The sequence below is a fragment of the Pseudomonas grandcourensis genome, assembly GCF_039909015.1.
GTDB classification, from domain to species: Bacteria; Pseudomonadota; Gammaproteobacteria; order Pseudomonadales; family Pseudomonadaceae; genus Aquipseudomonas; species Aquipseudomonas grandcourensis.
Genome location: NZ_CP150919.1, coordinates 64,405 through 83,080 on the forward strand (window position 1 = coordinate 64,405; position 18,676 = coordinate 83,080).

Sequence of the window (18,676 nt, forward strand, 5' to 3'; positions counted from 1 at the left end):
ACCTGTGGATAAGTTGAAAGGCGCCTTGCTGGTAGGCGCTCTGCGGCTGTTTGCCCTGCTTCCGTGGCGGGCCGTGCAGGCCGTGGGCTCGGCGATTGGCTGGGTCATGTGGAAAACCCCGAACCGTTCCCGCGACGTAGTGCGGATCAATCTGTCCAAGTGCTTTCCGGACATGGACCCCGGCGAGCGCGAACGTTTAGTCGGACAGAGCCTTAAGGACATCGGCAAGTCCCTGACCGAAAGCGCCTGCGCCTGGATCTGGCCGGCCCAGCGCTCCATTGATCTGGTACGCGAAGTCGAAGGTCTCGACATATTGAAGGACGCCCTCGCCTCCGGCAAAGGCGTGGTCGGGATCACCAGCCACCTGGGCAACTGGGAAGTGCTGAACCACTTCTATTGCAGCCAGTGCAAACCGATCATTTTCTATCGTCCACCGAAGTTGAAGGCGGTGGATGATTTGCTGCAAAAGCAGCGGGTGCAGTTGGGTAACAAGGTCGCCGCTTCCACAAAAGAAGGCATCCTGAGTGTCATCAAGGAAGTGCGCAAAGGTGGTGCAGTGGGCATTCCCGCTGACCCGGAACCGTCCGAATCCGCCGGGATCTTCGTACCGTTCTTCGCCACCCAGGCACTGACCAGCAAGTTCGTGCCGAACATGCTCGCGGGCGGCAAAGCGGTCGGCGTGTTCCTGCATGCCCTGCGCCTGCCGGACGGTTCCGGCTACAAAGTGATCCTTGAAGCCGCGCCAGAGGCCATGTACAGCACCGATACCGCGGAGTCCTGTGCGGCCATGAGCAAAGTGGTCGAGCGCTATGTGCGGGCGTACCCGAGCCAGTACATGTGGAGCATGAAGCGCTTCAAGAAGCGTCCGCCGGGTGAAGAGCGTTGGTATTGATTCAATTGGCATGATCTGTGGATAACCCTGGACTTGGGGTTATCCACAACCGTTCACTCAAGGGCGCAGAAGATGTCCGAACACCGCAAGTCATTCCGCATCAAGATCAGTCACGAAAGCACCGGTGATTGCCTGGGGCAAACGCGCAACCTGTCGACCACCGGTGTTTACGTCAAGCATCCGCAACTGTCGGCGCTGCCCCGGGGGGCGGTGGTCTACGGTCAGGTGCAGGACTTACCCACAGGCGCACCGCGGGTGCGCATGGAAGTGGTGCAGGTGGACGCCGAGGGCATCGGATTGCGTTATCTCTGATCAGTGCGCCTGACGCTCAAGCTTCTTCAGGAACACCGTCATTTCCTTCTCTGCCTGCTTGTCGCCATGGGCGCGAGCGGCTTCCAGGCCTTGCTCCCAGGCCTGCCGCGCGGCCGTAAAGTCCGCCAGCGCCAGATGGGCCTTGCCCAGTAATTTCCACGCCGCCGAATACTTCGGATCGAATTCGACGCAGCGCTGGAAATGCTCCGCAGCCTTGGCGTTTTCCCCCAGATCCAGATAGCCCTTGCCCAGGCCGAAGCGCAGCAATGAGTTATCCACACCCTTGGCGAGCATTTTTTCCAGGGATTCGATCATGGTGGATTCCTTGGTAGAGGTGAGTCAGGGATTAATGAATTCTAGTGAGATTGCTATCGCGAGCAGGCTCACTCCTACATGGGAGCGCATTCCAAATGTAGGAGTGAGCCTGCTCGCGATGGGGCCAGTGCAGCCTCTGCAAAACCTCAGAAGAAGCTCAACCCCACATGGAACAGCTTCTCCACATCGCGAATATGCTTTTTATCCACAAGGAACAGAATCACATGGTCGCCCGCTTCGATCACGGTGTCGTCGTGGGCGATGATCACTTCTTCGTCGCGGATAATCGCACCGATGGTGGTGCCCGGCGGCAGGCCGATGTTCTCGATGGCCTTGCCGATCACCTTGCTCGATTTCGCATCGCCATGGGCAATCGCCTCAATGGCCTCCGCCGCGCCCCGACGCAGTGAGTGCACGCTGACGATGTCGCCCCGGCGCACGTGGGCCAGTAAGGTGCCGATGGTCGCCAGTTGCGGGCTGATGGCGATGTCGATGTCGCCGCCCTGGATCAGATCGACATAGGCCGGGTTGTTGATAATGGTCATCACCTTCTTCGCGCCCAGGCGCTTGGCCAGCAGCGACGACATGATGTTGGCTTCGTCGTCGTTGGTCAGGGCCAGGAACAGGTCGGCGTCGGCAATATTCTCTTCCATCAGCAGGTCGCGGTCCGAGGCGCTGCCTTGCAACACCACGGTGCTGTCGAGGTGGTCCGAGAGATGACGGCAGCGTGCCGGGTTCATCTCGATGATTTTCACCTGATAACGGCTTTCGATGGCCTCGGCCAAGCGCTCGCCGATCTGCCCGCCACCGGCGATGACGATGCGTTTGTAGGTCTCATCGAGACGGCGCATTTCGCTCATGACTGCACGAATGTTCGCCTTGGCAGCGATGAAAAATACTTCGTCGTCGGCCTCTATCACCGTGTCGCCCTGGGGCAGGATCGGCCGGTCACGACGGAAAATCGCCGCGACGCGGGTTTCCACGTTCGGCATGTGCTCGCGCAACTGCCGCAGTTGCTGGCCCACCAGCGGCCCGCCGTAGTACGCCCGCACCGCCACCAGTTGCGCCTTGCCTTCGGCGAAGTCGATCACCTGCAAGGCGCCGGGGTGCTGGATCAGGCGCTTGATGTAGTTGGTGACCACTTGTTCCGGGCTGATCAGCACGTCCACCGGAATCGCTTCGTTCTGGAACAGCTGCTCTTCGCGGGTCAGGTACGCGGCTTCGCGCACCCGGGCGATCTTGGTTGGAGTGTGGAACAGGGTGTGGGCGACCTGGCAGGCGACCATGTTGGTTTCGTCGCTGTTGGTCACCGCGACCAGCATGTCGGCGTCATCCGCTCCGGCCTGGCGCAACACGGTCGGGAATGAGCCGCGACCTTGCACCGTGCGGATGTCCAGGCGGTCACCAAGGTCGCGCAGGCGTTCGCCATCGGTGTCGACCACAGTAATGTCGTTGGCTTCGCTTGCCAGGTGTTCCGCCAGCGAACCGCCGACCTGCCCTGCACCGAGGATGATGATTTTCATCCAGTCACTCCATTGAATCCATTTAACCGCGAGCGGCGGCGATCTTGATCAGCTTGGCGTAGTAGAACCCGTCGTGGCCACCTTCCTGGGCCAGCAACTGGCGACCATGGGGCTGCTTGATGCCGGCCGCCGTGGCGAGGTCCAGTTCCCGGGCGCCCGGTGTGCGGGCGAGGAAGGCTTCGATGACTTCGGTGTTTTCGGTCGGCAGCGTGGAACAGGTGGCGTACAGCAGGATGCCGCCGACCTCCAATGTGGTCCACATGGCGTCGAGCAACTCGCCTTGCAGCAGCGCCAGCGCGGCGATGTCGTCGGCTTGGCGGGTCAGCTTGATGTCCGGGTGACGACGAATCACGCCGGTAGCCGAGCAAGGCGCGTCCAGCAGGATGCGCTGGAACGGCTTGCCGTCCCACCACGCCTGAGTGTCGCGACCGTCGGCGGCAATCAGTTCGGCGCTCAGTTTCAGGCGTTCGAGGTTTTCCCGCACCCGTACCAGCCGCTTGGCTTCCAGGTCTACCGCCACGACGCCGGCCAGTTTTGGCTCGGCTTCGAGGATGTGGCAGGTCTTGCCACCTGGCGCACAGCAAGCGTCGAGCACCCGTTGGCCCGGCGCGAGGTCGAGCAGATCGGCAGCCAGTTGCGCGGCTTCGTCCTGCACGCTGATCCAGCCCTCGGCGAAACCCGGCAGGCTGCGCACATCGGTGGCGGCATCGAGCACGATGCCGTCGCGGCTGTACACACATGGTGTGGCGGCGATACCTGCGTCAGTCAGCAAACCGAGGTAGGCGTCACGGGTGTGATGGCGACGGTTGACCCGCAGGATCATCGGCGGATGCGCATTGTTCGCCGCGCAAATGGCTTCCCATTGCTCCGGCCAGAACGCCTTCAGGGATTTCTGCAGCCAGCGTGGGTGAGCGGTGCGCACCACCGGGTCACGTTCCAGCTCGGCGAAAATCGTTTCGCTTTCGCGCTGAGCATTACGCAGCACAGCGTTAAGCAATGCCTTGGCCCAGGGCTTTTTCAGCTTGTCGGCGCAACCGACGGTTTCACCGATGGCGGCATGGGCCGGGACGCGGGTGTAGAGCAACTGATAGAGACCCACCAGCAACAGCGCCTCGACATCGGCGTCGGCGGCCTTGAATGGTTTCTGCAGCAGCTTGGCTGCCAGTGCCGACAAGCGTGGCTGCCAGCGTGCGGTGCCGAAGGCCAGGTCTTGGGTGAAGCCGCGATCACGATCCTCGACCTTGTCCATCTGTGTCGGCAGCGAACTGTTGAGCGAGGCTTTTCCGCTCAGGACAGCGGCGAGTGCCTTGGCGGCAGCCAGACGCGGGTTCATTGGGCGTCCGCCGCTTGACCGAGGATCGTGCCGGTGGCGAATTTCTCACGGCGGCTGTTGAACAGGTCGCTGAAGTTCAGCGCTTTGCCGCCGGGCAATTGCAGACGGGTCAGGCACAGGGCCTGCTCGCCGCACGCGACGATCAGGCCGTCCTTGCTGGCACTGAGGACTTCACCCGGGGCACCTTTGCCTTCGGCAAGGTTCGCGGCCAGTACTTTCAGGGCTTCGCCGTTCAAGGTGCTGTGGGTGATCGGCCACGGATTGAAGGCACGGACCAGACGCTCCAGCTCAACCGCCGGGCGACTCCAGTCGATGCGTGCTTCGTCCTTGTTCAATTTGTGCGCGTAGGTGGCGAGGCTGTCGTCCTGCACTGCACCCTCCAGGGTTCCGGCGGCGAGGCCGGCAATCGCCTGGACCACGGCCGGCGGGCCCATTTCGGCCAGACGATCGTGCAGGCTGCCGCCGGTGTCTTCGGCACTGATCGGCGTAGCGACCTTGAGCAGCATCGGCCCGGTATCGAGGCCGGCTTCCATGCGCATCACGGTCACGCCGCTTTCGGCATCACCCGCCTCCACGGCGCGCTGGATCGGCGCTGCACCACGCCAGCGCGGCAGCAGCGAGGCGTGGCTGTTGATGCAACCCAGGCGTGGGATATCCAGCACCACTTGCGGCAGGATCAGGCCGTAGGCGACCACCACCATCAAGTCCGGTTTCAGTGCAGCCAGTTCAGCCTGAGCATCTTCATTGCGCAGGGTCGGCGGTTGCAGCACCGGGATATTGTTCTCCAGAGCAAGCTGCTTGACCGGGCTCGGCATCAGTTTTTGCCCGCGACCGGCCGGACGATCCGGTTGGGTGTAGACCGCGACGATCTCGTAAGGGCTGTCGAGCAGGGCCTTGAGGTGTTCGGCGGCGAATTCGGGGGTGCCGGCAAAGACGATGCGCAGTGGCTCAGTCATGGGTGTTCTCTATTGCGAAGCATCTTGAAAAGAAAAAGGCTTGCCGCGGCAAGCCTTTGAAGGAGGGCATCAAGCGTTTTGGCGATGCTGTTTTTCCAGCTTCTTCTTGATGCGGTCGCGTTTGAGCGTCGACAGGTAATCGACGAACAATTTGCCGTTGAGGTGGTCGCATTCATGCTGGATGCACACGGCGAGCAAATCTTCGGCGATCAGTTCGTAAGGCTGGCCGTCGCGGTCCAGCGCCTTGACCTTGACCCGTTGCGGGCGATCGACGTTTTCGTAGAAACCCGGCACAGACAGGCAGCCTTCCTGATACTGGCCCATTTCGTCGGTCAGCGGTTCGAACTCGGGGTTGATGAACACTCGCGGTTCGCTGCGGTCTTCGGAGAGGTCCATCACGACGATACGTTTGTGCACGTTGACCTGGGTAGCGGCGAGGCCGATGCCAGGCGCTTCATACATTGTTTCAAACATGTCGTCGACCAACTGACGCACTTCGTCGTCCACTACGGCCACTGGTTTGGCGATAGTGCGCAGACGCGGATCAGGGAATTCGAGGATGTTTAAAATGGCCATAAGCTTGATTAGTGCACGTGTGAAGTAAGGTCGGGTCGATGGCCTGGCGGGTCCGAAGAAATGCAGGCTACCGTTGTAAAACGTAGCTCCCTTCTGTTGACAAGCAAGTTTTGACAAGCAAGCCGGGAGCGAGCCACTGACGGCTCTGGCGTTTCACGCGAATGCACATAATAAAGGGATTCACCGCATGAGGAAATCACTACTCGCCCTGCTGCTCCTGGCTTCGGCCGGTCTGGCGTACGGGCAAGTGCAACTTCGGGAAGATATTCCCACCATAAAGCTGTCGCCTCAGGTGCGCAGCAGCCCGGTAACCGAGGCTATCCCCGGCATTGCGCTGAAATCGATCAACAGCTTTCTGCTGAGCAACCGCATCGTCGACAAGGCCGAGGATTTCGACAAGGCGCCCTACGTCGTCGCCGGTGATACCGAACGTGTACTCAGCGGCGCCGGTGACCGCATCTTTGCCCGCGGCCATTTCGATCCCGCGCAACCGGCTTACGGCATCTTCCGCCAAGGCAAGGTCTACACCGATCCGCAGAGCAAGGAAATCCTGGGGATCAACGCCGACGACATCGGCGGCGGTGAGGTCGTGGCCATCGAAGGTGACGTCGCCACCCTGGAGTTGCAACGCACGACCCAGGAGGTCCGCCTCGGCGATCGCTTGTTCAGCGGTGAAGAGCACGCGATCAACTCGACCTTCACGCCCAGCGCGCCGAGCCACGATATCAACGGGTTGATCATCGATGTGCCGCGTGGGGTCACGCAGATCGGCGAGTTGGACGTGGTTACGCTGAACAAGGGGCAGCGCGACGGCCTGGCCGAAGGCAATCTGCTGGCGGTAATGAAAACCGGCGAAACCGTGCGGGACCGGATCACCGGTCAGCCGTTGAAAATACCCGATGAGCGCGCCGGTCTGCTGATGGTTTTCCGTACCTATGACAAGCTCAGTTATGGGCTGGTGCTCAGCGCTTCGCGCTCTCTGTCGGTGATGGACAAGGTGCGAAATCCGTAAGCGTGCTTCACAAGTTACCAACAGAGTTATCCACAGCTTATTCCCGTTTGTACGGGTGCTTATTACGATCAAGGATGATCCATGTCGCTGCCTACTGTTACACCGGTTTCCCCCGCGGAACTGGAAGCCCGATTACGTCTGCACCGTTTGCCGGAACTCGGTCCGGCACGGTTCAAGAAGCTGCTTGAAGCGTTTGGCTCTGCGTCCAAAGCGATCAGCGCACCGGCCAGTGCCTGGCGTGCACTGGGTTTGCCACTGGCCTGTTCCGAGGCCAGACGTAGCACCGAGATCCGTGACGGCGCCAGTCATGCATTGGCCTGGCTGGAGCATCCGGCCCAGCATTTGCTGATGTGGGACCAACCGGACTACCCGGCCCTGCTGGCACAAATCAGCGATGCACCTCCGCTGTTATTTGTTGCGGGCGATCCGGGTATTCTGGAAAAACCACAACTGGCGATGGTTGGCAGCCGTCGTGCGTCCCGGCCGGGGATGGACACCGCTGCCGCGTTTTCCCGCAGCCTGGCAGGTGCCGGTTTTGTCATTACCAGCGGACTGGCCCTGGGCATTGACGCCGCCGCACACCAGGCCGCGCTCGACATCGGCGGGCAAACGGTCGGCGTGCTCGGTACGGGGCTCGAGAAGTTTTATCCACAGCGGAATAGACGCCTGGCGGACGCCATGATCGCGTCGGGCAGCGCAGTGCTTTCGGAGTTTCCACTGGATGCAGGCCCCAGCGCCGGCAACTTCCCCCGGCGCAACCGGATCATCAGTGGTTTGTCTCTCGGGGTGCTGGTGGTCGAAGCCAGTGTCGCCAGCGGTTCACTGATCACCGCGAGGCTGGCGGCGGAACAGGGGCGCGAGGTGTTTGCGATGCCCGGTTCGATCCATCATCCCGGTGCTCGCGGCTGCCATCAGTTGATCCGTGACGGTGCGGTGCTGGTGGAAACCATCGAACATATCCTCGAGGCCTTGCGCGGCTGGCAACGACTGTCGTTGTCCACAGAAACCTGCACCCCTGCAACGACTGACCCTCTGTTGAAGTTGTTGCATGCCGCGCCTCACACCAGTGAAGCGCTGGCCGACGCAAGCGGCTGGGCCTTGCCGAAAGTGCTGGCGGCGTTGACGGAGCTGGAAATGGATGGCCGCGCCGTGTGCGAAAGCGGGCGCTGGTTTGCGCGGGTGAGCTAGGTTTTATAAACAAGATCGGTAAACTGCGCAGAGCCTTATTCTGGAGTGTTTTTTCATGGTCAACAGTTGGCGTGTGCAACAAGCCGCGCAAGCAATTCGCGCCGGGGCGGTGATTGCCTACCCAACCGAAGCAGTCTGGGGCCTGGGTTGCGACCCGTGGGACGAGGAAGCGGTGGAACGTCTGCTGCTGATCAAGGGTCGGTCTGTGGACAAGGGGCTGATTCTGGTCGCCGACAACATCCGTCAGTTCGATTTCCTCTTCGAAGACTTCCCCGAGTTGTGGATGGACCGCATGGCCAGCACTTGGCCGGGTCCGAACACCTGGCTGGTGCCGCACCAGAATCTGCTGCCGGAGTGGATTACCGGCGTGCATGAAACCGTGGCGCTGCGGGTCAGCGATCACCCGCTGGTGCGGGACTTGTGCGCGCTGGTCGGGCCGTTGGTGTCGACGTCGGCCAACCCGCAGGGTCGCCCGGCGGCCCGTACGCGGATTCGCGTCGAACAGTATTTCCGTGGTCAGGTGGATCTGGTGCTGGGTGGCAATCTGGGCGGGCGCAAGAACCCGAGCGTGATTCGCGATCTGGCAACCGGCAGGGTTGTGCGCCCGGACTGATTGTGGCGAGGGGGCTTGCCCCCGTTCGGGTGCGCAGCGCCCGCAAAACCTGCATTCGCGTTGCACAGTTGCCGAATGCAGGGCTGCTGCGCAGCCCAACGGGGGCAAGCCCCCTCGCCACAGGTTACGGCAACAAAACAACCGAACCCGTCGTGCGCCGCGCCGACAACTCGGTCTGCGCCTTCGCCGCGTCAGCCAGTGGATAACGCTGGCTGATGTCCACGGTCAGCTTGCCGCCGATGATCATCTCGAACAACTCGTCGGCCATGCGTTGCAGGTTCTCGGCGTTGTTCGCATAAGTACCCAGGGTCGGCCGGGTCACGTACAGCGAGCCTTTCCCTGCCAGGATCCCCAGGTTCACGCCGTCGACCGCGCCGGACGCATTGCCGAAACTCACCACCAGCCCGCGCGGCGCGGCGCTGTCGAGTGAAGTCAGCCAGGTGTCCTTGCCAACGCCGTCGTACACCACCGGGACTTTTTTGCCGTCGGTCAATTCCAGCACACGTTGCGCGACATTTTCATGGCTGTAGTCGATGGTCGCCCAAGCGCCGTTGGTCTTGGCCAGCGCGGCTTTCTCCGCCGAGCTGACGGTGCCGATCAACTTGACGCCCAAGGCCCTGGCCCATTGGCAGGCCAGGGAACCGACCCCACCGGCCGCCGCATGGAACAGGATGGTTTCGCCACCTTTGAGTTCATAAGTCTGACGTAGCAGGTACTGCACGGTCAGGCCCTTGAGCATCACGCCAGCGGCCTGTTCGAAGCTGATGGCATCCGGCAGTTTCACCAGATTGGCCTCGGGCAAGACGTGAACATCGCTATAGGCCCCCAGCGGACCGCTGCCATAGGCGACGCGATCGCCGATCTTGAAGCGGGTCACGTCGCTGCCAACCGCCTCGACCACGCCGGCACCCTCTGAACCGACACCCGACGGCAGGGACGGTGGCGGGTACAAGCCGCTGCGGTAATAGGTGTCGATGAAGTTCAGGCCGATGGCCTTGTTGGTCACGCGTACTTCCTTCGGACCTGGCTCGGCAGGCTGGTAATCCACATATTCGAGCACTTCGGGGCCGCCATGGGCGCGGAACTGGATACGCTTTGCCATCAGAACTCTCCATAGGTTGTTTTACCAAGCTCCCTATCGGACTCCTAAGCTTGATCTTCGTCAACTGCGGCGAGGTGACTTGCGATGGTATGCTACGCGCCCATTTGCGCAGGCTGAGCTCCAATGGAGCGCCGCGTTGTTTTGCCCGATTCAAGGTGATGACATGACGACCCGCACCGAGGCCGTAAAAGCCTACCTGCTCGACCTGCAAGACCGTATTTGCGCCGCCCTGGGAGCCGAAGACGGTGGCACGCAATTCGTCGAAGACGCCTGGACCAGGCCGGCGGGCGGTGGCGGTCGCACCCGCGTGATAGAAAACGGCGCGGTAATTGAAAAGGGCGGCGTCAACTTTTCCCATGTATTCGGCAGCGGTCTTCCACCGTCTGCCAGCGCCCATCGACCGGAACTGGCCGGCCGTGGCTTCGAAGCCCTCGGCGTGTCGCTGGTGATTCACCCGCACAACCCGCATGTGCCGACTTCCCACGCTAACGTGCGCTTTTTCATCGCTGAAAAAGAAGGTGAAGAACCGGTCTGGTGGTTTGGCGGCGGCTTCGACCTGACCCCGTATTACGGCAACGAAGAAGACTGCATCCACTGGCACCGCGTCGCCGAGCAGGCCTGTGCGCCGTTCGGCCCGGACGTCTACCCGCGTTACAAGGCCTGGTGCGACAGCTACTTCCACATCAAGCATCGTCACGAGCCGCGTGGCATCGGTGGCCTGTTTTTCGACGACCTGAACGAGTGGGACTTCGACACCAGCTTCGCCTTCATGCGCGCCATCGGTGATGCGTACATCGACGCCTATCTGCCGATCGTGCAGCGCCGCAAGAACGATGCGTTCACCGCCCAGCAGCGCGAGTTCCAGGAGTTCCGCCGAGGTCGCTACGTTGAATTCAACCTGGTCTACGACCGCGGCACGCTGTTCGGCCTGCAATCGGGTGGGCGTACCGAGTCGATCTTGATGTCGCTGCCGCCGCAAGTGCGCTGGGGTTACGACTGGAAGGCAGAGCCTGGCAGCGAAGAAGCGCGCCTGACCGAGTACTTCCTGCAAGATCGCGATTGGTTGGCCGAAGCCTGAACGAGGAATCCTGATGGACCGTTACGTCGTATTCGGTAACCCGATTGGCCACAGCAAATCGCCGCTGATCCATCGCCTGTTCGCCGAGCAGACCGCGCAAAAGCTGGACTACAACACGCTGTTGGCACCACTGGACGACTTTTCCACCTGTGCCCGGACGTTTTTCCTCGAAGGACGCGGCGCCAATGTGACGGTGCCGTTCAAGGAAGAAGCCTATCTTCTGGCGAACAGCCTGACGGCGCGGGCGCAGCGGGCCGGAGCGGTGAACACCCTGAGCAAACTGGCCGACGGCAGTCTGCTGGGCGACAACACCGATGGCGCCGGGCTGGTGCGCGATCTGACGGTCAACGCCGGGTTCAGCCTCAAGGGCAAACGCATCCTGCTGCTCGGTGCCGGCGGCGCGGTACGCGGTGCTTTGGAGCCCTTGCTGGCCGAGCAAGCGGCATCGGTGATCATCGCCAACCGCACGGTGGAAAAGGCCGAGTTGCTGGCGGAACTGTTCTGCGATCTGGGGCCGGTCTCGGCCAGCGGCTACGACTGGTTGCGGGAGTCGGTGGACCTGATCATCAACGCGACGTCGGCGAGCCTGACCGGCGATGTGCCGCCGATTGCTGCCAGCCTGATCGAGCCGGGCAAAACGGTGTGCTACGACATGATGTACGGCAAGGAACCGACTTCGTTCTGCCGCTGGGCCAGTGAACACGGGGCGGCGGTGGCGATGGATGGCTTGGGGATGCTGGCCGAGCAAGCGGCGGAGGCGTTTTTCCTGTGGCGCGGAGTGCGACCGGATACGGCGCCGGTGTTGGCTGAACTTCGCCGGCAGTTGGCCCTTTAAAGTCTTTAATCCTCAAACCGGATCGGGCACTTCTGCGCCCCTTCCAGCTTCCTCAGCTCTTCCACCACCTGCGGCCGGGCCCGGCGCAAGGTCAGGCTGCGGTCCTGGCGAAGCAGGCGCCGCGCTTCCTGATGCAGCATTTCCACCCCGGAATAGTCGATGAAGTTGATCTGTTGCGCCTCGATCACCACGCGCGCGCCGTGCATGCGTTGCAGGCGCACTTGCAGGTAATGGCTGGCGCCGAAAAAGATCGAGCCCCCTACCCGCAGAATGTCTTCCTCGCCATCTCGCACATGCTGCACCCGTGGTTGCGATGTGCGTTTGAGGTAGAAAAAAAGCGAGGCCAACACACCGGCGTAGATCGCCGTCTGCAATTCCAGCAGCAGGGTGGCGACGCAGGTCAGCGCCATGACCACGAACTCGGCGCGGCTGACCCGCAACAATGCGCGAATGCCGCGATGGTCCACCAGTCCCCAGGCGATCAACAGAATGCTGCCGGCCATGGCCGGAATCGGGATGTGTGCGATCAGGCTCGCACCGAAGATCGCAAACAGCGCCACCCACAGTGCCGAAAAAATCCCGGCCAGCGGCGAACAGGCCCCCGCTTCATAGCTCAGGCCTGAGCGAGTGAAGGAACCGGCTGACAGCGATCCGGAAAAAAACGCACCGACGATATTCGACAGGCCTTGGGCACGAACTTCCTGATTCGCGTCGAGTAATTGCTGCGAACGTGCGGAGATCGAGCGGGCAATCGACAGGCTGGTGACCAGTCCGAGCATACCGACCGCCACCGCGCTGGGCAGCAGGCGCAGGATCAGATCGAGGTCCAGCGGCAACGGACTGAAGGGCGGCAGTTTGCCGGTGAAGGCGCTGACCAGTTGCACATGGCCGAACATTGATGGCCAGAGCCAAACCAGCAAACCGCCGAGAATCAGGGTGATCAAGAGCGTCGGCCAGCGTGGCAGCAGCAGCTTGAGGATCACACCCACCACCACCGTCGCCAGCCCCAGCGCCAGCGAAGGTTTGTCCATTTCGCCGAAATGACGCAACAAGGTGATGAAACTGTCCAGCGCGGTGGCCTGGCTGGGCAAGTCCAGCCCCAGCAGGTTAGGCAATTGACCGATGGCAATCACCACGGCGGCACCCAGGGTGAAGCCGAGCACCACCGAGTGCGAGACGAAATTCACCAGCGCGCCAAACCGCAACAATCCCAGCAACCACTGAAAGAGGCCGGCCAGAAACGTCAGCAACAGGATCAACATGACGTAGTCCTGCGACGCTGGAACGGCCAGAGGACTGACGCTGGCGTACAGGACAATGGAGATAGCCGCCGTAGGACCGCAGATCAAATGCCACGACGAGCCCCAGAGACAGGCGATCAATACCGGGATGATTGCCGCGTACAGGCCGTATTCCGGCGGCAGGCCGGCAATCAGTGCATAGGCAATGGATTGCGGCAACGCGAGAATCGCGCCGCTGAGGCCTACGATCAGGTCGCGACCGACACTGGCGCGAGTTTGCCGGGGTAGCCAGGTGAGGAATGGGAAGAGTGAATGGCGGCTTGGCAGGGCCATGGGGCCTCTCGGTTGGGGATTTTGCGCAAGGGTAGCAGGACAAGGTGATCATTGTGGCGAGGGAGCTTGCTCCCGCTGGACCGCGTGGCGGTCCCAAAAGGGCAATCACGATGTGTCTGACTCATCGAGGTAACCGGATTGCGTCTGCTGCGCAGCCGAGCGGGAGCAAGCTCCCTCGCCACAGGTAATCATCAGAGTTTGGCTTTGACCGCCGGCAACGCATCCTGCCCATCCACGGTCTTCACTCCATCGAGCCACTTGTCCAGCACCGCCGGGTTGGCCTTGATCCACGCCTTGGCCGCGTCGGCATTGCTGACTTTCTTGTTCACCACCTCGGCCATGATGCTGTTCTCCATGTCCTGGGTGAAGTTCAGGTTGGTCAGCAGTTTGCCGACGTTCGGGCAGGCCTGTGCATAACCTTTGCGGGTCAGGGTGTGCACGCTGCCGGTGTCACCGAAGTATTTCTCGCCACCCTTCAGATAGTGCATTTTCAGTTGCACGTTCATCGGGTGCGGGGTCCAGCCGAGGAAGGTCATGAATTTCTGTTTTTTCACCGCGCGGGACACTTCCGCCAACATCGCCTGCTCGCTGGATTCGACCAGTTTCCACTGACCCATGTCGAAATCGTTTTTCTTGATGATCTCTTGCAGCGAGATATTCGCCGGCGCGCCGGAGCCGATGCCGTAGATCTTGCGGTCGAACTTGTCGGCGTATTTGTTCAGGTCGGCAAAGTTATGCACACCCGCGTCCCACACGTAGTCCGGAACGGCGAGCGTGAATTCGGTGCCGTCGAGGTTCTTCGCCAATTGCGTGACATCGCCGTTGGCGACGAACTTGTCGTAAAAGCCCTGCTGCGCCGGCATCCAGTTACCCAGGAACACATCGACCTGGCCATCCTTGAGTCCGCCAAAGGTGATCGGCACCGCGAGGGTGTCGACCTTGGCCTTGTAGCCCATGCCGTCCAGCAGAAACCCGGTGATGGCATTGGTCGCGGCAATGTCGCTCCAGCCCGGGTCGGCCATTTTCACGGTCTCGCAACTCTGATCGGCAAATGCCGATGCACTGCCCAGAGCCAGCAGCCCGACCGTCAGTACTGTGGATAACCTTTGCATGGACTTCCCCTTAACATTATTGGTTTTGGCAGGGTTGTGGATAACGCGCTTTACGCTCCAGATCGTCGAGGTCGATGTGGTTGCGCATGTACTGCTGACTGGCGTCGACCAGCGGCTGGTGATCCCAGCTCTTCAGCTTGCCGAGGGTCAGCGCCTCGGTCACGAAGCGTCGGCGCCGCTGGCTGGCGAGCACCTGCTGGTGAATCGCCGGAATGTTCCATTTGGCCCGTGCCTCGGCGAGAAAATCGTCGAAAAGCTGGCGATGTTGCGGCGAATGACTGAGTTCTTCCAGTTCGCGAGGGTCATTCTGTACGTCGAAGAGCAGGCAAGGGTCGTCTTCGCTGTAGATGAATTTGTAGGCACCTCGGCGGATCATCATTAACGGACTGATGGTGCCTTCGGCCATGTATTCGCCGAACACCTCGTCGTGACCGCCCTGCCCTTGCAGGTGCGGGACCAGCGAGCGTCCGTCCAGCGGCAAACCCGGTTCCAGCGAGCCGCCGGCCAGTTCGACGAAGGTCGGCAACAGGTCCGCCGTGGAAACACTGGCGCTGACCCGGCCGGCGCCGAACTGCCCTGGTGCGCTGATCAGCAGCGGCACCCGTGCAGCCATTTCGTACCAGTGCATTTTGTACCAGAGGCCACGCTCGCCGAGCATGTCGCCGTGGTCACCGGAGAACACGATGATGGTGTCATCGATCAGCCCGGTATCCTCGAGGGTTTGCAGGAGTTTGCCGACGTTGCTGTCGATATAGCTGCACGCGCCGAAATAGGCGCGGCGGGCATCGCGGATCTTATCCACAGGCAGTGGCTTGTCCCACAGGTCGTAGACCTTGAGCAGGCGTTGCGAGTGCGGATCGAGACCATGCGGGTCCGGGGTTGTAGGCAGCGGAATGTCGGCATCGTCGTACAAATCCCAGAAAGCCTTGGGAATCGTGTACGGATCGTGTGGGTGAGTCATGGAAACGGTCAGGCAGAAAGGCTGGTCGCCATCCTCGCGGATATGGTCGAACAGGTACTGCTGGGCCTTGAACACCACCTCTTCGTCGAAATCCAGCTGATTGGTGCGCACGCACGGGCCGGCTTGCAGCACTGACGACATGTTGTGATACCAGGTCGGGCGCACGTCCGGTTCATCCCAGTTCACCGCCCAGCCGTAGTCAGCCGGGTAGATGTCACTGGTCAGGCGTTCTTCGTAGCCATGCAACTGGTCCGGGCCACAGAAATGCATCTTGCCCGACAGAGCGGTGCGGTAGCCGAGGCGGCGCAGGTAGTGGGCGTAGGTCGGTACGTCGGCGGGGAAATCGGCGGCGTTGTCGTAGGCGCCGATCTTGCTCGGCAACTGGCCGCTGACCAGGGTGAAACGCGACGGCGCGCACAATGGGCTGTTGCAATAAGCCGAGTCGAACACCACGCCTTGTGCGGCGAGGCGGCTCAGATGAGGCAGTTTGATGGGCGATGGGCCGTAGAACGGCAACATTGGCGCGGCCATTTGATCGGCCATGATGAAAAGAATGTTCTTGCGCTTCATGTGATCGCGGCATTCCATAGTGGATGTTTATGCGAGAGTGCTGGCTTCGAGAATGAAACCCTCGCACCTTGCGGTAAAGCCCATGCACGGCAATGACTAGGATAAGCACAGCTTATGTATGACGCCCTTGGTGACCTGTCACTGGATCTGCTTCGCGCCTTCGAAGCGGCGGCCCGTCAGCGCAGCTTCACCGCGGCGGCGGTTGAACTGGGCACCACGCAACCGGCCATCAGTCAGCAAATCAAACGCCTGGAAGAACAACTGGCAACACGTCTGTTCGACCGCATTTATCGTGGAATCGAACTGACTGAGGCCGGGCAGATCCTTTTCGAGCAGGTTCAGCTCGGTTTACAGAATATAGACGCAGGATTGAGCGCAATCAGCGCACAGCAACAGCATGAAGTGCTGCAGGTGGCCACGGATTTTGCCTTCGCCGCCTATTGGCTGATGCCGCGCCTGCACCGCTTTCACGCGGCTAATCCGCAGGTGGATGTCAGCCTGGTCACCAGTGAACGCAGCCATAACATGCTACGTACCGATATCGATGTGGCGGTGCTGTTCGGCGATGGCCGCTTCAAGCAGGGTGAGAGCCACTGGCTGTTCAGCGAGGAAGTGTTTCCGGTGTGCAGCCCGCAGTTGTTGAGCGAACGTACCCTGCCCTTGCCGGCCCAGGCATTGCTGGAGTTTCCGTTGCTGCACCTGCGCGGCGAACACAGCAGTAACTGGTTCGACTGGAGTGGTGTGTTCCGCGAGCTGGGTATCACTTCGCCCCCGGCGCCCGGGCAGTTGCGCTTCGACAACTACACCCTGCTGATTCAGGCGGCGATTGGCGGCCAAGGCGTAGCCATTGGCTGGCGCCACCTTGTGGATAACTTGCTGGCGCAAGGGTTGTTGTGTCGTCCGATTGGCGAAACGGTGATGTCGAGGCTGGGTTACTACGTGGTCCTGCCCCAGCGCAAACGACGCGGAGCATTGATCCAGCAGTTTGTGGATTGGTTGATGGCTGAACAGGCGAGCAGTGCGCAATCGCTCAACGGCCTGACGCTGCCGTCCATTGCGGTTTAGCTGTCGGTGGCGATGAAGTTGACGTGCTCTCGGATGTGCAGGTTCAAGTGCAATTCATCGGCAATGCCCACGGCGGTGCGGGCCAGCCGTTCCAGCGGTTCGGCCAACCGCGGCTCGAGGTTGCCACCGATTTGGGCAAAATGTTCGATGGTCAGCCCAGGTACACCGCGCGGCTCGTTAACCAGCGTCCACTTCAATGGACTGCTCTGCAGTGCCTCGCGGATTTCCTCGGCGGCGTGACGCTGCAAGCTGTCCTCGGATTCCGGATCGTCCAGCACGTCGAAATCACCCACCAGAAACAACCGGGTGATGTTTGCTGCCTGCATGCCATCGATTAGCGCATCCACTGCCAGCACCTGCTCGACCGGGCCCGGCACGATGTTTTTTTCCACGTGTTCGCTGTTGAACGGTAAGCCTGGAGCGTCCAGCAAACAGATGACCACGGAGCTGCCGGCCACACTCTGTTTGACCCGTTGCGCGTCGAGCAGGTCGCCAGTCTTGGTGCGCAGCCCCGGACGGGGTGCCAGCGCATTGAGGTCATCGAGAATCGCGATGACTTCATGCTGGCGCCGCAGCATTTCAGCCATCAGCGCACTGCCCAGGCTACTCATGGCACCATAAAGCACCACTTTCACGACGGGGGTTTCGGCATTTTTCATGGCTGGGCTTCCTGTTTTCCAGCGGCTATATGATGTTTGACCCGCAGGAATCAGCGAGGGTTCGAACAGTTTTCAGAGGGGTTCAGATGCAGCAGATCACGGGTTACCACGCCCACGTTTATTTCGATGCCGGCACGATCGGGCAGGCGCGGGCCTTGTGTGAGCAGGCAGCGCAATTGTTTCCACTGAAAATAGGCCGCGTGCACGAGAGGCCGGTCGGTCCGCACCCGGACTGGAGCTGCCAGTTGGCGTTCGAGCCGCAGGTGCTGGGCGACGTGCTGCCGTGGCTGGCGCTGAACCGCAAGGGTCTGGTGGTGTTTCTGCACCCGGACACCGGCGACGATCTGCTTGACCACACCGAGCATGCGATCTGGATGGGTGCTATTCGTCCGTTGGACCTGACTGTTTTTTGATCAGAGTGCTTCTTCAGCCTCACCGGGCAAGTGTTCGTCCAGATGCAGCCACGGCAAGCGGCTGTCAGTCCAGATGTGCCGCTCGGCCGGTGCTTGCTCGGGATGGTCGAGGGTGGCAATGGTCAGGTCGATGCTTTCCGGGCTCAGGTGCGTCACCAGCGCCAGTTGCGCCCCACAGTGGCCGCAGAAATATCGCACGCAGGTGGATGAAGAATCGTACCGCGACGGCGTCCCGGCCAGCCATTGAAAGGCTGATGCCGGCACGGTGATCCAGGTGGTCACGGTGCCGCCGCTGACCCGTCGGCAAATCGAACAATGGCAGTGGGCGATATCGTGCAGCGGCCCGCTGAATTGATAGCGCAGTTGCCCGCAATGGCAGCCGCCGGTGTGAAGTTCGCCCATGTTCAACCTCCCGCCCTGTGTTCAATGACTTGAAATCCAATCCGACGATCGGTTGCACATCCGGTCCTTGCTTTCATTGGCGAAAGCTGGCTGAAAGCTTCCCCGATTAGGATCGCCCCCACTACCGGCAACAGACCGGTTGGCCAATGCCAGCGTTTTATCGCTCGCACAGCCCATTTAACAAC

Annotated in this window: 20 protein-coding genes; 9 read left to right on the forward strand and 11 right to left on the reverse strand. The window is 61.2% G+C overall.

Going from position 1 to position 18,676, the window contains the following annotated elements; translation table 11 throughout:
- Nucleotides 1-4: 4 nt before the first annotated feature.
- Nucleotides 5-892 carry a lysophospholipid acyltransferase gene (locus tag AABM52_RS00255; protein WP_347909884.1) on the forward strand — a complete coding sequence of 296 codons (888 nt, stop codon included), beginning with the start codon at nucleotides 5-7 and terminating at the stop codon, nucleotides 890-892.
- Between the two features lie 72 nt (nucleotides 893-964).
- Nucleotides 965-1,204: a PilZ domain-containing protein gene (locus tag AABM52_RS00260; RefSeq protein ID WP_347909885.1), complete on the forward strand. Its 240-nt coding sequence runs from the start codon at nucleotides 965-967 to the stop codon at nucleotides 1,202-1,204.
- Here the strand turns inward: AABM52_RS00260 and AABM52_RS00265 are convergent, their stop codons facing one another.
- The 5 genes from AABM52_RS00265 to def form a co-directional block, all read right to left on the reverse strand.
- On the reverse strand, nucleotides 1,205-1,519 hold the full coding sequence (locus AABM52_RS00265; protein WP_347909886.1) for a tetratricopeptide repeat protein: 315 nt from the start codon (nucleotides 1,517-1,519) through the stop codon (nucleotides 1,205-1,207). It abuts the gene before it with no gap.
- Between the two features lie 146 nt (nucleotides 1,520-1,665).
- The gene (gene trkA / locus AABM52_RS00270) at nucleotides 1,666-3,042 is read right to left on the reverse strand and encodes a Trk system potassium transporter TrkA (protein ID WP_046042728.1); all 1,377 of its coding nucleotides are present in this window, start codon (nucleotides 3,040-3,042) and stop codon (nucleotides 1,666-1,668) included.
- Nucleotides 3,043-3,064: 22 nt separating this feature from the next.
- Nucleotides 3,065-4,375, reverse strand: a complete 1,311-nt coding sequence (rsmB, locus tag AABM52_RS00275) for a 16S rRNA (cytosine(967)-C(5))-methyltransferase RsmB (RefSeq protein ID WP_347909887.1) — start codon at nucleotides 4,373-4,375, stop codon at nucleotides 3,065-3,067.
- Nucleotides 4,372-5,331 (reverse strand): methionyl-tRNA formyltransferase, encoded by a 960-nt coding sequence (gene fmt / locus AABM52_RS00280; protein WP_347909888.1) that lies wholly within the window; start codon nucleotides 5,329-5,331, stop codon nucleotides 4,372-4,374. Before fmt ends, rsmB begins: the two co-directional genes overlap by 4 nt.
- A 69-nt stretch (nucleotides 5,332-5,400) precedes the next feature.
- On the reverse strand, nucleotides 5,401-5,907 hold the full coding sequence (gene def / locus AABM52_RS00285) for a peptide deformylase (protein WP_347909889.1): 507 nt from the start codon (nucleotides 5,905-5,907) through the stop codon (nucleotides 5,401-5,403).
- Nucleotides 5,908-6,094: 187 nt separating this feature from the next.
- Here def and AABM52_RS00290 point away from each other — a divergent pair, with 187 nt between their 5' ends.
- From AABM52_RS00290 to AABM52_RS00300, 3 genes are all read left to right on the forward strand, one after another.
- Nucleotides 6,095-6,919 (forward strand): peptidoglycan-binding protein, encoded by an 825-nt coding sequence (locus AABM52_RS00290; RefSeq protein WP_347909890.1) that lies wholly within the window; start codon nucleotides 6,095-6,097, stop codon nucleotides 6,917-6,919.
- 81 nt (nucleotides 6,920-7,000) lie between these two features.
- On the forward strand, nucleotides 7,001-8,107 hold the full coding sequence (gene dprA, locus AABM52_RS00295; protein WP_347909891.1) for a DNA-processing protein DprA: 1,107 nt from the start codon (nucleotides 7,001-7,003) through the stop codon (nucleotides 8,105-8,107).
- Nucleotides 8,108-8,162: 55 nt separating this feature from the next.
- Nucleotides 8,163-8,720: an L-threonylcarbamoyladenylate synthase gene (locus AABM52_RS00300; protein WP_347909892.1), complete on the forward strand. Its 558-nt coding sequence runs from the start codon at nucleotides 8,163-8,165 to the stop codon at nucleotides 8,718-8,720.
- 124 nt (nucleotides 8,721-8,844) lie between these two features.
- Here the strand turns inward: AABM52_RS00300 and AABM52_RS00305 are convergent, their stop codons facing one another.
- The gene (locus tag AABM52_RS00305) at nucleotides 8,845-9,822 is read right to left on the reverse strand and encodes an NADPH:quinone reductase (RefSeq protein WP_347909893.1); all 978 of its coding nucleotides are present in this window, start codon (nucleotides 9,820-9,822) and stop codon (nucleotides 8,845-8,847) included.
- A gap of 163 nt (nucleotides 9,823-9,985) precedes the next feature.
- Between AABM52_RS00305 and hemF the strand changes: the two genes are divergently transcribed.
- Both hemF and aroE read left to right on the forward strand, forming a co-directional pair.
- Nucleotides 9,986-10,900, forward strand: coding sequence for an oxygen-dependent coproporphyrinogen oxidase (hemF, locus tag AABM52_RS00310; protein WP_347909894.1), 915 nt, complete (start codon nucleotides 9,986-9,988; stop codon nucleotides 10,898-10,900).
- Nucleotides 10,901-10,913: 13 nt separating this feature from the next.
- On the forward strand, nucleotides 10,914-11,735 hold the full coding sequence (gene aroE / locus AABM52_RS00315; protein ID WP_347909895.1) for a shikimate dehydrogenase: 822 nt from the start codon (nucleotides 10,914-10,916) through the stop codon (nucleotides 11,733-11,735).
- Between the two features lie 5 nt (nucleotides 11,736-11,740).
- Here aroE and AABM52_RS00320 read toward each other — a convergent pair whose 3' ends face one another.
- The 3 genes from AABM52_RS00320 to betC all read right to left on the reverse strand — a co-directional run bounded on the left by AABM52_RS00320 (nucleotide 11,741) and on the right by betC (nucleotide 15,952).
- A complete protein-coding gene (locus AABM52_RS00320) occupies nucleotides 11,741-13,309 on the reverse strand; it encodes a SulP family inorganic anion transporter (protein ID WP_347909896.1) in 1,569 nt (522 codons plus the stop codon).
- A 191-nt stretch (nucleotides 13,310-13,500) separates the two neighbouring features.
- Nucleotides 13,501-14,421, reverse strand: coding sequence for a choline ABC transporter substrate-binding protein (gene choX, locus AABM52_RS00325; RefSeq protein WP_347909897.1), 921 nt, complete (start codon nucleotides 14,419-14,421; stop codon nucleotides 13,501-13,503).
- Between the two features lie 16 nt (nucleotides 14,422-14,437).
- Nucleotides 14,438-15,952, reverse strand: coding sequence for a choline-sulfatase (gene betC / locus AABM52_RS00330; protein WP_347909898.1), 1,515 nt, complete (start codon nucleotides 15,950-15,952; stop codon nucleotides 14,438-14,440).
- A 114-nt stretch (nucleotides 15,953-16,066) separates the two neighbouring features.
- Here betC and AABM52_RS00335 point away from each other — a divergent pair, with 114 nt between their 5' ends.
- Complete coding sequence (locus AABM52_RS00335) at nucleotides 16,067-17,017, forward strand: LysR family transcriptional regulator (protein WP_347909899.1); 951 nt, start codon at nucleotides 16,067-16,069, stop codon at nucleotides 17,015-17,017.
- On the opposite strand, the gene AABM52_RS00340 is transcribed toward AABM52_RS00335, so the two are convergent.
- Nucleotides 17,014-17,676 (reverse strand): NAD(P)H-binding protein, encoded by a 663-nt coding sequence (locus AABM52_RS00340; protein WP_347909900.1) that lies wholly within the window; start codon nucleotides 17,674-17,676, stop codon nucleotides 17,014-17,016. The genes AABM52_RS00335 and AABM52_RS00340 overlap by 4 nt on opposite strands.
- Before the next feature lie 86 nt (nucleotides 17,677-17,762).
- Between AABM52_RS00340 and AABM52_RS00345 the strand changes: the two genes are divergently transcribed.
- On the forward strand, nucleotides 17,763-18,089 hold the full coding sequence (locus tag AABM52_RS00345; RefSeq protein WP_347909901.1) for a DOPA 4,5-dioxygenase family protein: 327 nt from the start codon (nucleotides 17,763-17,765) through the stop codon (nucleotides 18,087-18,089).
- Here AABM52_RS00345 and AABM52_RS00350 read toward each other — a convergent pair whose 3' ends face one another.
- Nucleotides 18,090-18,491, reverse strand: coding sequence for a GFA family protein (locus AABM52_RS00350; RefSeq protein ID WP_347909902.1), 402 nt, complete (start codon nucleotides 18,489-18,491; stop codon nucleotides 18,090-18,092).
- Nucleotides 18,492-18,676 lie beyond the last annotated feature (185 nt).